At 60.4% G+C, this 12959-nt stretch carries 13 protein-coding genes and 2 tRNA genes; 11 read left to right on the top strand and 4 right to left on the bottom strand.

Going from position 1 to position 12959, the window contains the following annotated elements; translation table 11 throughout:
- Nucleotides 1-261: transposase (locus L630_RS0117495; protein WP_024849515.1), on the bottom strand; the 261-nt coding region annotated here is incomplete at its 3' end.
- Nucleotides 262-885: 624 nt separating this feature from the next.
- Between L630_RS0117495 and dcm the strand changes: the two genes are divergently transcribed.
- Nucleotides 886-2835, top strand: coding sequence for a DNA (cytosine-5-)-methyltransferase (gene dcm / locus L630_RS22275; RefSeq protein ID WP_186445287.1), 1950 nt, complete (start codon nt 886-888; stop codon nt 2833-2835).
- A 525-nt stretch (nt 2836-3360) separates the two neighbouring features.
- On the opposite strand, the gene L630_RS0117485 is transcribed toward dcm, so the two are convergent.
- The 3 genes from L630_RS0117485 to L630_RS0117475 all read right to left on the bottom strand — a co-directional run bounded on the left by L630_RS0117485 (nt 3361) and on the right by L630_RS0117475 (nt 6710).
- The gene (locus L630_RS0117485) at nt 3361-4458 is read right to left on the bottom strand and encodes a hypothetical protein (protein ID WP_024849513.1); all 1098 of its coding nucleotides are present in this window, start codon (nt 4456-4458) and stop codon (nt 3361-3363) included.
- A 503-nt stretch (nt 4459-4961) separates the two neighbouring features.
- Complete coding sequence (locus L630_RS22270; RefSeq protein ID WP_186445286.1) at nt 4962-6233, bottom strand: hypothetical protein; 1272 nt, start codon at nt 6231-6233, stop codon at nt 4962-4964.
- Nucleotides 6234-6635: 402 nt separating this feature from the next.
- Nucleotides 6636-6710: transfer RNA gene (locus L630_RS0117475), tRNA-Thr, on the bottom strand.
- A gap of 161 nt (nt 6711-6871) precedes the next feature.
- Between L630_RS0117475 and L630_RS23445 the strand changes: the two genes are divergently transcribed.
- From L630_RS23445 to L630_RS0117430, 10 genes are all read left to right on the top strand, one after another.
- Complete coding sequence (locus L630_RS23445; protein ID WP_024849511.1) at nt 6872-7066, top strand: hypothetical protein; 195 nt, start codon at nt 6872-6874, stop codon at nt 7064-7066.
- Nucleotides 7067-7192: 126 nt separating this feature from the next.
- Nucleotides 7193-8482, top strand: a complete 1290-nt coding sequence (gene murA / locus L630_RS0117465) for a UDP-N-acetylglucosamine 1-carboxyvinyltransferase (RefSeq protein WP_024849510.1) — start codon at nt 7193-7195, stop codon at nt 8480-8482.
- A gap of 108 nt (nt 8483-8590) precedes the next feature.
- Nucleotides 8591-9031, top strand: coding sequence for a DUF2948 family protein (locus L630_RS0117460; protein ID WP_024849509.1), 441 nt, complete (start codon nt 8591-8593; stop codon nt 9029-9031).
- Nucleotides 9032-9046: 15 nt separating this feature from the next.
- Nucleotides 9047-10345, top strand: a complete 1299-nt coding sequence (gene hisD, locus L630_RS0117455) for a histidinol dehydrogenase (RefSeq protein ID WP_024849508.1) — start codon at nt 9047-9049, stop codon at nt 10343-10345.
- A gap of 3 nt (nt 10346-10348) precedes the next feature.
- A complete protein-coding gene (locus tag L630_RS0117450; RefSeq protein WP_024849507.1) occupies nt 10349-10831 on the top strand; it encodes a UPF0262 family protein in 483 nt (160 codons plus the stop codon).
- Between the two features lie 2 nt (nt 10832-10833).
- Nucleotides 10834-11292 carry a low molecular weight phosphatase family protein gene (locus L630_RS0117445; protein WP_051473338.1) on the top strand — a complete coding sequence of 153 codons (459 nt, stop codon included), beginning with the start codon at nt 10834-10836 and terminating at the stop codon, nt 11290-11292.
- Between the two features lie 93 nt (nt 11293-11385).
- Nucleotides 11386-11604 carry a translation initiation factor IF-1 gene (gene infA / locus L630_RS0117440; protein ID WP_011579535.1) on the top strand — a complete coding sequence of 73 codons (219 nt, stop codon included), beginning with the start codon at nt 11386-11388 and terminating at the stop codon, nt 11602-11604.
- A 36-nt stretch (nt 11605-11640) separates the two neighbouring features.
- The gene (locus tag L630_RS0117435) at nt 11641-12270 is read left to right on the top strand and encodes a Maf-like protein (protein WP_024849505.1); all 630 of its coding nucleotides are present in this window, start codon (nt 11641-11643) and stop codon (nt 12268-12270) included.
- 2 nt (nt 12271-12272) lie between these two features.
- Entirely contained in the window at nt 12273-12476 is a 204-nt protein-coding gene (gene yacG, locus L630_RS21705) for a DNA gyrase inhibitor YacG (protein ID WP_034330734.1), read from the top strand.
- Between the two features lie 159 nt (nt 12477-12635).
- Nucleotides 12636-12711: transfer RNA gene (locus tag L630_RS0117430), tRNA-Phe, on the top strand.
- Nucleotides 12712-12959 lie beyond the last annotated feature (248 nt).

Below are 12959 nucleotides of genomic sequence, written 5' to 3'. Positions count from 1 at the left end.
GGCCTGACGAAGCTCGCGAACCTCCCGTTCAAGCTCCTTGATCCGCGACAGCTCCGCGCTCGTCGGCCCAGGGCGCATGCCTGCATCGCGCTCAGCACGGCGCACCCAACCGCGAAGCGTCTCGCCGGTGCAGCCGATCTTCGAGGCGATCGAATTGATCGCTTCCCATTCCGAAGCATACTCGCCTCGATGTTCCAGAACCATTCGAACCGCGCGCTCGCGCACTTCAGGTGAATAGGTATTGCCGTTCCGTTTCGTCATGATGGCTCCTTACTCTCAAGAGGGGGAGCCTCCGGCAATCCCGGCGCGGTTCACCCTCGATGATTAGCCGGACAGCAGCCGCATTATCCGAAAGAGCACGGCGGCGTGATTCAGCGTCGACCGTATCCAGCGCTTTCGGGTGACGGCTGCACAAATCCCTAAGGCAACAACTCGCACCACCTACGTACCAATCCAACCAAGTCTGCATGTTTCTTCGCCTCCTTGTCCGCGATGACAAGGGTATGGCGCGCCCCACAGACTTCCGCAGGACCGAACAGGGAATTTGGATGGGATGCTGATGCGGAAACTAAATTGGTGCTGCGTTTTTGCAGCGCCCATCACGATGGCCACGAACTCTGAGTCTGGCCCCAAGCCGATGTACCGCGATACTGGTGTCTCGCATTCTAACAAATACGTTCAGTCAAAGGCAGGAGGTTCTCATCCAAGTTGCTTTTGCAGCCAAGGGAAAGCAGCAACATGGATAGGAACGGGACTGAATTCGCGGATAGCAGGCAGATTCTACGCGGGGCGTCGTGCCCCGGCTCCGTTGACGTCAACGAACCTGCTACTCACGCTGAAGCTGAAGCCGTTGCGAAAGCCCAGAGGGAGGCTTCGGTTCCGGACTTGCTGAAAAAGGTGACAGATCTTATCCATCGCCGCCGGAAAACCATCGCAAAGAACATTCTCGATATCGGGGAACAGATCGCCAGCATCGCCCCTTTACTTCCGCGCTCTCATCTGCGGGCTTTACTTGTATCAGAATTGGGCATCGACCGCGCCGACGTCGCCACCTATCTCAAACTGACCGAAACGATGGGAACGCAGCGGGATGTGCTTCAGGAAGCTGGAGCCAGCTTTTCCGTGATGAAAGCTTTGGTCGCGGTTCCTGAAACAGTCGGAAACGATGCTGTTGCTCGAATGGCGCAAGGGAATTTCATTCACTCTAGCGAGGTCGGTTCGATGCGACGCAGGTATGCTGAAGCACTCGACCCAGCCCTTGCCGAAGAACGTCGGCACGAGAAGGCATTGCGCAGCGCCGCGCAGAGCAAAGCGAAATCGGACCTGTCTGCGTTTCGTGAAGAGTTTCTGCCTTTCGTCCAGTCACTAATCGACCTCTTCAACGAAGGCATCGAGGGAACCGTTAATGCAGATGACTTTGGGCACCGGCGAGTGGACCTGACGGCAACTGCCGAGAGGTGTCTGACCCAGTTTGAAGCCCTGTTCGACACATCGCTTCTGCCACCCGCCTGGGACGGATACATTGCTGAGAAACAACCCGACGCCGCAAGGTTCTCCCGCGCTCACGATAGCCTGATCTCACTTGCCACGGGTGCCTGGAAGGCGGTCGACCTGGAGAGTGGTGTTCCCTACGATAGGGAAGAGAACCTGCTCGATCGGTCTATCATCGAAAGCTTGATCTGGCTGTTCGAGGGCAAGTGTTCCGGCAACAACCAGCTCAGGCGCCCCGTTGGATCACTACCCGCCGCTGTGAAAGCCGTTAAGCCGGCTGGTCGGCTCAGGTCCTTGGAAATTTGTGCTGGCGCGGGCGGTCAGGCGCTTGGACTTCATGCTGCCGGCTTTGATTCCATAGGAACATTTGAACGAAATAAGGACGCCGTTGCTTCCCTGAAGGCCAATGGCCTGTTCGGCACGGTTCATAACTCCGACATCACCACAGTGGATTTCCGTCCCTATCGGGGCCAGGTCGACCTAGTCGCAGGCGGGGTTCCATGCCAGCCCCATTCCCGTGCCGGTAGCCAGAAGGGTAAGGCTGATGATCGGGATCTATTCTTGGAAGCAGTCCGGATCGTTGAAGAGGTCAGACCGAGGGCATTCTTCTTCGAAAACGTATCTGGCTTTGGCGACAAGCCGGCCGCAGCTTATCGGGCGGAACTGCACGACAAGTTCAGTGCCTTGGGTTACGACAACCGCATCTACTCCTTCTCTGGAAAAGATCTCGGCCTAGCGCAACTGAGGCCAAGGATCGCGTTCATCGGCTTCCGCAACCTGCCGATCGCCCAGTTTCAAATGCCCCCGGCCTTTCCACAGTGGGAAACGGCACTTGGAGAGGCCATCTACGATCTCGTCGCAGCGAATGGTTGGCCGGGAGCCAGACACTGGGCGAAGAACGTAGCTACCAAACAGGCCTACACGATCGTCGGCGCTTCGGAGAAATCTGGCAGACAGGGTTTCTGCTCCAAATCCCGACAGGAGGACTGGGCGAAACTGGGCATCGACTGGGTGGAGCTTGGAGACGCTGCTCCGGGTCCAGATCATCCCTTCGACGCCAAGTTTCGACTGACGCTGGGAATGGGCGCACGGCTGCAGGGCTTTCCCGACGACTGGGTCTTTCACGGGTCCGCGCGATCTCGCCGACGCCAGATTGCCAATGCGCTGCCCCCTATTATGGCGCGAGCGGTAGGATTGGCGATTCATGGCATACTGACTGGAACAGAGTACGACTACGAGAAGGCGTTGAGACTGCCGCTTCCGGCAAGTCGCCGTGGCAGGCTACTACTTTCGAGCCTGCCATCGTATGACTGGATGGATGAGCCCGAACTTCTCGACGGCTAGATCGTACTGTCCTGAGCCGACAATCGTCGGAATCGCCGGTTACGTCCATTCAGATAATCAATCGTTGGCTGTTCTTTAAGCGGCTGGCCTGCAACGCGATTCAAATCGTCGGAGAGAACCCGCGTCCGGTTTGCAGGATTGAGGAATGCTGGTGGGGGCCATGGTCAGCCCGTTTGACCACGATTTGGGGCTGTCCTCCCTCTAGCACCGTGTCGGATAATGGCAGAGCCGCTCCGGCTGCTTCATCGCCATAGACGATTGAATCTGCAATTCCCGCGATGGTTGGCTACGAGGATAGGCTACCGCTTTGCGAGCTTCCGACGTGGGATCGAGGCGGTGGACGCCCAGTCCAATCCAGACGTCGAACCGGGAGCGGCGGGACGGATCGGTGGGGCGAAGACTGGAAGGGTGCGGTTTCGTTTCCAACTAGGTTCGTACGGGAGGGAGGCTCCTCCCCATACCGCCCTCCCAGAACTGTAGTTCCCTATGTGGGTAGATTCCAGACCATCCATTTGAAGTGACTGGCTAATCTCCGACGCATACCGTTGCCCTTGCCAACGCTTCATCCATTGCCGACGCAAGGACGAGCTGATACTTTTTCTCGACGATGAAGCTGTCGTGAATCGGCAGCACGGTGATACCGTCGCGCAAAGTTAGATGTCTTAGAACCCACTTCAACATCTCAGCATCGACGTTTTGGAGCCGTAGCCCTGCACCCGAGTGGAAGGAACTCGCGACAGGTGCATGGCGCCTTTTCATCTCGGCAATCAACGCAACCGCCAACCGCCGGTTGTTGTCGACATGGGGAAGGATCGCTCCGACCGCCTGGGGATAATTGCTCGCGTTGAGCAATATGTTGAAGGCGCGTTTGCACACCTTCCTGTCCCAACCATCCAGCGTATAGGCGTCGCCCGCCAGCTTCTGTCCGGCAAACGCGTAGAGCAGCCTGGGGTGCAACATCTGGTAGTCAAGTTCGATGGTCGCTGCGCCGTCGATCAGCAGGTGCTGACGATCACAGCCTCGTACCTGCTGCCACCAGCCACCATAGAACCGCCCGCCCTGCGTCCAGTTGCCATTGTAGACACGGTAGAGCTCGTTCATCCGGGTGTAGACGGTATGATCGCCGAACCCTTCGTCCATCCATTGGAGAAATCCGGGGAAGAAGATTGCTCCCCTATTTTCGTCCATCTTGACGCCATTGATGTGGCCGAGCCGGATGTCGACATCTGCGATATGCCTGTTCACGGCTTCAAGGAAGCGCCGATCCCGTGAGGTCCGCTCGGTATCACGATAACTGACCAGGGTGCCGTTCATGTCCTTCAGACGGATAAGCTCGCCGACGCGGTAATCGGGCTTGGGAAGCACGATTTCGGCAAGTCCGGGCGCGGGGCGGAAGGAGGATTGGACACCCGTTCCGCTGGGGCCACCACGCATCTTGTTGTGCTCGATGAGCAATCCAGCCTCGACTAGGGCATCGATAGCAGGCACCACCGTTTCATAGCCGTAGTCAGTTCCGTTGTAGCGCCCGACTGCCGAATAGAAGGCCTTTCGGCGACTGTAGGAAATCCGCCGCTCTGAGTCTTCTCGAGCAGACAACGCAGCGTCGAAGATAATCGAAGCCATAGCCCGTTCGCCGCGTCGTGACTTGCACGCCGGGAGGGATAAAACACTCGCCAGCGCCTTGTAATCAGCCTTCCAACGGAAGCTCAGCGGACGATCCGGGTGCCCTGGTTTCCAGTCGGCCGATAATTCTGAGGAATGCCGCTGTTGGCGCCCCACCCAAGAGGAAGAGCATCGGGCGGCCGAGTCAAATCCGGGCCCCGGGCTCATACGCTCACATCACGGGACGTGTTGGCTTGTGGATAGTTCAGCAGCATGGCAACCTCGCAACAACGCGCCGCCCGCAAGGGGCCTATCCCTTAGAGGGGCGACGTGTTTATTGGACGCCGCCTTTCAGCAAGCGTCCAGCGTCGGGTTCGTGAACGCGAGCAGATCGTCAGCAGATTATTGATGAGCTTGGACACACCGCGTCAGTTCGGCGGCTCTCATGCGTTGTTTTTGCCCTTCGAACATCGGGTCATAGTCGGCACCACTAAATGGGAACACCCGCAGGGCTAATTACGACCTTACGAGCTTTCGTCGTTAAGGCCGTCTGCATTCAGATCCAATACTGGTATTTTCGAGATTTCCCGCACGAGTGACTCAGGCTTGTGGTCGCCGTATCGCTCGTCCTCGGCCCTGGGAGCATGGCCTTGGATGTAGCGCGTGGCATCCTCGCGCATGTCATGGGTTCGGCTCAAAGTCTTCATCCTGTGGCGCCAAGCGTGGTTTGGCTGAATCGCAGGATCCGTGACTTTCACGTCCCGGCGAACCCACGTGGACAGGTGACCACCTACACGATCAGCAAGAGGCATCTTGCCTCCGCGACTCAGTCTTGGGTCATAGAAAAGGGGACCTTGAGCCGCAGCTTGCACGAAATCTATGAAGCCTTCTTGAAGAAGAGCGGCATGAACTGGCACCCATCTGGCTGTGTTCGTCTTGTTGGTACCAGCTTCCGGCGTAATGTGGATCATCCACGTTTTTCGGCGCAGCTGGACATCCTCCTTCCGAAGTTGGCTTATTTCTCCAACTCTTGCGCCAGTATAGGCGCATATCCAAGGGACCCAACGGCGGGCCCTTCTATAGTGGGGAGACAAACCTTTAGGCTGCGCGCCCAGCGCTGCTCGCAGAATCGTTCGGGCTTCCTCGTCCGTGTACCCGCGCTCGCGCAGCTGCTGCTTCTTCTTGACTCTTTGGCTGATGCCGGAAACCGGGCTAACGGGAATGCGGCGATGCTTGACTGCCCAATTGCACATGGCCCGCATCGCAGTCAGATGAACGTCGCGGATGGTGCGCTTCCCTACTCCCTCCTTGATAAGGCGATCCTTCCAGTCGATCAACCAGTCCGGAGTCAACTCCCCAAGGTCCGGAACCTCGTCAGCGACCTTCTCAACTATCGGGCGCCAACGCCTTCGGGTGCTCTCGGTGATTTCGTGGTCTTTAGCGTAGTCATCGAACACCCTGAGGGTGCCACGTTTGCCAATGTCGGCTGTCTGCCTTCTTTTCGTGTCGAGGTTGAGCTTGGGGAAGCGTGTGGCGTCAGGGTCCTCACGGTAGTCACCTGCTGCCATGCGTTCTAGATGTTCGCGGGCCTGAAGGATCGCCTTATCCACCGCGAGGCCGACCTTGGTCCGGCTATCGCTATCTAGCAGAATCCCTCTGCTCTGAAGCCAAGTGTCCACGATGGGTGCATTGCGACTCACGGCAAGGCGGTCCAGCAGGGCCCTGGTCGCAACCGGGTTCATCCCCATCGGCAGAATTCGAACGCTGCCCGGCCGCAGAAAAGCCTGATCGAGCATGAGAGCTCCGTGTCGGACTGGAACCTTGTCTGGGTCCTCCTCGTGCGTCTCGACGAAGGTTCGGTAAATCTCTCCTGCTATCCCCTCGGCTTCACGATGAGACAGACTCCGCCGACCTTCTGCGAGTCTCGCCCATCGCTCCGTTACCTCGGCAGCAACGCGGGCATGCTCAATCTTCGCGATCGCGGGGTCACGCGTGCGGAGACTGATCTTTACGATCGTCCGGCCGACGATAGGTTGAATCGCGACTGGGACGCGCTGACGGTACCAGTAGATTCCGGTTGCTTTGTCTTTATGCGGCCGAGCCATGCGAAGGACCATGTGTACTGCCCTTGTGTACCTGTCGGGCAGTTGAGGAATCCTTACAACTCAAGGATTTGAGTGAATTCAATGGCTTGGGGATGGTGCTGCGAGAGAGGATTGAACTCTCGACCTCTCCCTTACCAAGGGAGTGCTCTACCACTGAGCTACCGCAGCCGGTGTTTGAGTGTGGCGGCCTTCTGCCACAGAGAATCGCGTTGCGCAAGCACCCTTTCGCACCTTTTGTGATTGACCGCACACTTTGTGCAAAAAGCGCGATCTGCTATAGGCTCGCGTCGCCAGAACGACACAATTGATCCCTAGCGGAGACCCCGGTTTTGACCTCCCAAGACGATCAGAAGCGCAAGCAGGCGAGTCAAAAGGATGAGCGGCGCAAGCGGCTCGCAGAGCAGTTGCGTGCGAATCTCATGCGCCGCAAGGCTCAGGCCCGGTCCCGGCGGGTAGGTGAAGCTGATTCGCGGCCTGACGGGCTGCTGCAGGAGAATGAGGGCGCCGAGCGGAGCAACGGATGAGGGCTCCGGCGCGGGCGGGAAGCGTCATTCTTCCGCTAATTTGTTGAACGCGGCTGCCAGGACGGATAGAGCGTCCGGCTCCAACCACGAAACGCCGGGGCCTCGCGCCGGCAGAGGGGATGACCCATGGATCGCATCAGGATTGTTGGCGGGAATGAGCTGAATGGCAGCATCCCGATCTCGGGCGCGAAGAACGCAGCGCTGCCGCTGATGATCGCCTCGCTCCTGACGAAGGACACGCTGACGCTCGAAAACGTGCCGCACCTGGCCGACGTCGAGCAGCTGACGCGCATCCTGGGCAATCACGGCGCGGATTTCTCGGTCAATGGCCGCCGCGAGGCGCAGAGCGCCGGCTATTCGCGCACGGTGAATTTCACGGCGAAGAATATCGTCGACACGACTGCTCCCTATGAGCTGGTGTCGAAGATGCGCGCCTCCTTCTGGGTGATCGGGCCGCTGCTCGCCCGCATGGGCGAGGCGAATGTGTCGCTGCCGGGCGGCTGCGCGATCGGCACGCGCCCTGTCGACCTCTTCATCGAGGGTCTCGCCGCGCTGGGCGCCGAGATCGAGATCGAGCAAGGCTATGTACGTGCCCGCGCTCCTAAGGGGCTGATCGGCGCGCGCTATGCTTTCCCGAAGGTGTCTGTCGGTGCGACCCACGTGCTGATGATGGCTGCGAGCCTCGCGCAGGGCCAGACGATCCTCGAGAACGCCGCCCGCGAGCCGGAAGTCGTCAATCTCGCCGAGTGCCTCAACGCGATGGGCGCGAAGATTTACGGGGCAGGGACCTCGACCATCACCATCGATGGCGTCACCTCGCTGTCGGGCGCGACTCACCAGGTGATCCCGGACCGAATCGAGACCGGCACCTATGCGATGGCCGTTGCCATGACCGGCGGCGACGTCGTGCTGGAAGGCGCGCGGGCGGATCTGCTTGAAAGCGCGCTGGAAGCAATCGCCGCGACGGGCACCGAGATCACCGAGCTCAACTCCGGCATCCGCGTGCGCCGCAATGGCTCCGGCATTGAGCCGGTCGACATCACGACCGCGCCGTTCCCCGGCTTCCCGACCGACCTGCAGGCGCAGTTCATGGGCCTGATGACAAAGGCCAAGGGCCGCTCGCACATCACCGAGACGATCTTCGAGAACCGCTTCATGCACGTGCAGGAGCTGGCGCGCCTTGGCGCGAAGATCACGCTGTCAGGCCAGACCGCGATCGTCGATGGCGTCGATCGCCTCAAGGGCGCGCCGGTGATGGCGACCGACCTGCGCGCATCCGTGTCGCTGGTCATTGCCGGCCTTGCCGCCGAGGGCGAGACGATCGTCAACCGCGTCTATCACCTCGACCGCGGCTTCGAGCGGCTGGAGGAGAAGCTTTCGGGCTGCGGAGCGATCATCGAGCGCCTCAGCTCCTGATTTTTCCGCCGGTTGCGGCTACTGACGGCTCGTGCTGGTGTTGCGCTGTCGTTGAAGACAGCCTAACACCGGAATAGTCCCGCGCAGCCATCCGGATAGCTTTGCACCATGTCTCAACTGAAGCTTGTTGCTCTAGACAATCAGGATCTCGAGATCATCTCGGCGCACGTGCAAGATGCCGTGCTCAAGGTTGCCGATCTGAGCTACACCGCGAGTGAAAAGCGCTTCATTGTTCCGATGAACCGTTTTGCTTGGGAGGCCGGCAAGCGCGGCCTTTTCTTCAAGCGCAACGAACGCCGCCAGGCGGTGATGCACTTCGAGGGGGTCCGTGCCGTCAAGAGCACTGGCTTTTCCCGCGCCAAGGGCGACGAGGTGCTGTCGCTGCTTGCCATCCGTTTCGAGCCCGGTCCGGAAGCTCCGGCCGGCGTCATCGAATTGACCTTCTCCGGCGAGGCGGCCATACGCCTCGACGTCGACTATATTGAAGCCCGCATGGCGGACCTCGGCGGCGCCTGGGAGGCGCTGTCGCGCCCGCAACACAAGGGCTGAACAGGAACTCCGCGAATGCCGCTTCGTCTCGATTTTTCCGAACCCGACTTCGAAACCAGGTTTGCCGCCTTCCTCGCCACCAAGCGCGAGGTGTCGGAGGATGTCGACGTCATCGTGCGCGACATCATCGAGCGCGTGCGCGCCGAGGGCGACAAGGCGCTGATCGACTATACGAAGAAGTTCGACCGGCTGGACCTGTCCGAGATTGGCATCCGGGTGACGGAGGAAGAGGTCGAGGCCGCGGCGGCATCGATCGACGAGGAGACGCGCCAGGCGCTCGAGCTAGCGCACAAGCGCATCTGGGCGCACCATGCCCGGCAGATGCCGGCGGATGACCGCTATGTCGACCCGATCGGCGTCGAGCTCGGCTCGCGCTGGACGGCGGTCGAGTCGGTGGGCCTTTATGTTCCGGGCGGCACTGCGAGCTATCCGAGCTCGGTGCTGATGAACGCGGTGCCGGCCAAGGTGGCTGGCGTCGAGCGGCTGGTGATGGTGGTGCCGTCACCGGATGGCGTGCTGAACCCGCTGGTTCTGGCGGCGGCGAAGCTCGCCGGCGTTTCGGAAATCTATCGCGTCGGCGGCGCGCAGGCTGTCGCGGCTCTCGCCTATGGTACGGAGACGATTGCGCCGGTCGCGAAGATCGTCGGCCCGGGGAACGCCTTCGTCGCGGCTGCCAAGCGCCGCGTGTTCGGCACCGTTGGCATCGACATGATTGCTGGCCCGTCGGAGGTGCTGGTGATTGCGGATGGCTCGAATGATCCGGCCTGGATCGCCTCGGACCTCATCGCGCAGGCCGAGCACGACACGGCGGCCCAGTCGATCCTGATTACCAATGACGCAGCCTTCGCCAGTGCGGTTGAGAAGGAAGTTGCCCGGCAGATCTCGATTCTCCCGCGCGGCGAGACGGCAGCGCAGAGCTGGCGCGACTATGGCGCGATCATCCTGGTTCCGGATCTCGACGCCGCGGTGCCGCTCGCAAACCGCATCGCCGCCGAGCATCTCGAACTCGCCTTCGACGAGGCTGAAGACTACCTGCCGAAGATCCGCAATGCAGGCGCGATTTTCATTGGCCGTTACACGCCGGAAGTGATCGGCGACTATGTCGGCGGCACCAATCACGTTCTGCCGACCGCGCGTTCGGCTCGCTTCTCGTCGGGCCTCACCGTGCTCGAGTTCGTCAAGCGCACGTCGCTCCTGAAGCTTGGCCCGGACCAGCTGCGACAGATCGGTCCGGCTGCGATCACGCTTGCCAAGGCGGAGAATCTTGGCGGCCACGCGGCGTCGGTCGCGATCAGGCTCAACCCCGAAGGATGACCCATGAGCTGCGACCCCCGCAATGCGAGGCTGGTCGATGTGGAGCTGGACGAATCGATCGGGCGCTCCACACCCGACGTCGAGCATGAGCGGGCGGTCGCTATCTTCGATCTGATCGAAGACAATTCCTTCAGACCCGCCGGCGATTCCGGTAACGGGCCCTACAAGCTGAAGCTTTCGCTGGTCAGCGCAAAGCTCGTCTTCTCCGTGTCCCGCGAGAATGGCGAGCCGGTTGTCACGCATATCTTGTCGCTGACGCCGTTCCGGCGCGTGGTGAAGGACTATTTCCTGATTTGCGAAAGCTACTACGAGGCAATCCGCTCCTCGACGCCGTCGCAGATTGAGGCGATCGACATGGGCAGGCGCGGCCTGCACAACGAAGGTTCCCAGACCCTGATGGATCGCCTTAAGGGCAAGATCGAGGTCGACTTCAATACGGCCCGGCGTCTGTTCACGCTGGTGTGCGTGCTGCATTGGCGGGGTTAAACATGGAGGGTGAGGCAGTGCTTCCCCGCTCCCTCCTGTTCTTGTGCGGCATGAACGCTATTCGTTCGCCAATGGCGGAGGTGCTTGCGCGAGAGGTCCTGCCGCAGGGCGTGTTCATCGCTTCTGCCGGGGTGAGGGCAGGGCAGCGCGATCCGTTCGTGGACGCGGTGCTGGCGGAGAAGGGGCTTTCGCTTGGCGAGCGCCAGCCGCAGCGGCTCGATGACATGGAAGACGATTATTTCGAAATGATCGTCACGCTTTCCCCGCAGGCGCATCATGCCGCGCTTGAACTGACCCGGTCCATGGCGGTAGAAGTCGAGTACTGGCCGACGGCCGATCCATCGACTGCCACGGGCACGCGGGACCGGATCATGGAAGCCTACCGCGACGTCCGCGACCGGCTCGAGGCGCGAATTCGCGAAAGGTTCGCCAGGACGGGCAGGGAACCGCCCGGCAATTAAGCGTGTTCACAAATCGGGCGCGATCGTATAGGTTCCGCGCAAAATTTAGGCTGGCCGCGCGCCGGCCCAATCGTTCCAACATAAAGGTATCGGATGCCGAAGGAAGAAGTACTCGAGTTTCCGGGCGTGGTCACTGAATTGCTGCCGAATGCGATGTTCAGGGTCAAACTCGAAAATGATCACGAAATCATTGCCCACACCGCCGGCCGCATGCGCAAGAATCGCATTCGCGTTCTGACCGGAGACAAGGTGCTGGTCGAGATGACCCCGTACGACCTGACGAAGGGTCGTATCACCTACCGCTTCAAGTAGCTCCGCTACCCCTCCCGCAAGTCGACGGGGCCTGCAATGACCGTACCCCAGAAGCTGGTGTTGGCGAGCGCGTCGCCGCGAAGGATCGAGCTTCTTCAGCAGGCCGGCATCGAGCCCGATCGGCTGCTTCCCGCCGAACTCGACGAAACGCCGCTGCGCGCGGAGCATCCGCGCTCGCTGGCAAAGCGACTCAGCCGCTCCAAGGCCGAGACAGCGCTGGAGATGCTGCAGAAGGAAGGCGCGCCGACGGACGCCTTCATCCTCGCTGCCGATACCGTCGTTTCGGTCGGCCGGCGCATCCTGCCGAAGGCCGAGGTCAGCGACGAGGCAGCCTATTGCCTTCGCCTGCTGTCAGGCCGTTCGCACCGCGTCTATACTGGCGTGTGCATGATCAATCCGGCAGGCAAGGTGCGCCAGCGACTCGTAGAGACGCGCGTGCGCTTCAAGCGTCTCTCTTCAGAAGAGCTCGAAGCCTACCTCGCTTCCGGGGAATGGCGCGGCAAGGCCGGCGGTTATGCCGTGCAGGGGCTAGCCGGCAGCTTCGTCGTCAAGATCGTCGGCTCGTACACCAACATCGTCGGCTTGCCGCTGCAGGAGACGATCGGCTTGCTGGCCGCCGACGGCTATAAGGTGCTGGCAAACTGGCGCGCCGGCGCAAAGGTTTAAAGATGACTGGCGATTCCAATTTGGAGAAGGTCACTCCGCTGCGTCCGCGGCGGAAGTGTCCCGAATGCGGGAAGCCGGCGACTCGCGCCGACTACCCGTTTTGCTCTCCCCGCTGCAAGGATATCGACCTGAACCGGTGGCTCACCGGGTCTTACGTCATTCCTGCAACCGAGGAAGACAGCGGCTCGGAGGACGAGCAGGGCTGAGTTTTCCCCAGTTTTGCGCCGTTTTCAGCCTTTTGAAAAAATAGCTGAAAAAGTCCGCTCAAGGCGCTGGACAGTCGAAAAACTCATGCTATAACCCACGCGTTTTCGGCGGTCAGCCAACACCGCCGAAGCGGGAAACTCCAAGAGTTTCCGAAGGATGCCCAGATAGCTCAGTTGGTAGAGCATGCGACTGAAAATCGCAGTGTCGGCGGTTCAAATCCGTCTCTGGGCACCATCTCTCCATCCCTCTTTCGAAACGATAGAGCGCCTCTTGTGCTGATGCTTCGCTCAGGCTTGTGCTGTGCGGAACGATCAGGGCTTGCCCTCATCCTCTTCTTCAGGGATTTTGAACCTTCTGGCGAAAGGTGAGCCTAGTCCTGTGGGTTACGGTTGACTTAATCGCGCAGAGGGTACACGACGCGCTACCTACTCGCGCAGGCAGAAAACGAGCAGTTTCGCCCCTTTGCGCGCCCAGACTGACGA

This window comes from Aminobacter sp. J41 (genome assembly GCF_000526635.1).
Classification (GTDB): Bacteria; Pseudomonadota; Alphaproteobacteria; order Rhizobiales; family Rhizobiaceae; genus Aerobium.
The sequence above is the reverse complement of the archived record's forward strand: the minus strand, read 5'-3'. Positions and strand labels throughout refer to the sequence as shown.

Bases quoted from the DNA above. Each gene is read 5' to 3' on its own strand.
- L630_RS0117485 (WP_024849513.1), bottom strand. From the start codon at position 4,458: ATGGCTTCGATTATCTTCGACGCTGCGTTGTCTGCTCGAGAAGACTCA.
- L630_RS22270 (WP_186445286.1), bottom strand. From the start codon at position 6,233: ATGCTCGATCAGGCTTTTCTGCGGCCGGGCAGCGTTCGAATTCTGCCG.
- murA (WP_024849510.1), top strand. From the start codon at position 7,193: ATGGATCGCATCAGGATTGTTGGCGGGAATGAGCTGAATGGCAGCATC.
- L630_RS0117460 (WP_024849509.1), top strand. From the start codon at position 8,591: ATGTCTCAACTGAAGCTTGTTGCTCTAGACAATCAGGATCTCGAGATC.
- hisD (WP_024849508.1), top strand. From the start codon at position 9,047: ATGCCGCTTCGTCTCGATTTTTCCGAACCCGACTTCGAAACCAGGTTT.
- L630_RS0117450 (WP_024849507.1), top strand. From the start codon at position 10,349: ATGAGCTGCGACCCCCGCAATGCGAGGCTGGTCGATGTGGAGCTGGAC.
- L630_RS0117445 (WP_051473338.1), top strand. From the start codon at position 10,834: ATGGAGGGTGAGGCAGTGCTTCCCCGCTCCCTCCTGTTCTTGTGCGGC.
- infA (WP_011579535.1), top strand. From the start codon at position 11,386: ATGCCGAAGGAAGAAGTACTCGAGTTTCCGGGCGTGGTCACTGAATTG.
- L630_RS0117435 (WP_024849505.1), top strand. From the start codon at position 11,641: ATGACCGTACCCCAGAAGCTGGTGTTGGCGAGCGCGTCGCCGCGAAGG.
- yacG (WP_034330734.1), top strand. From the start codon at position 12,273: ATGACTGGCGATTCCAATTTGGAGAAGGTCACTCCGCTGCGTCCGCGG.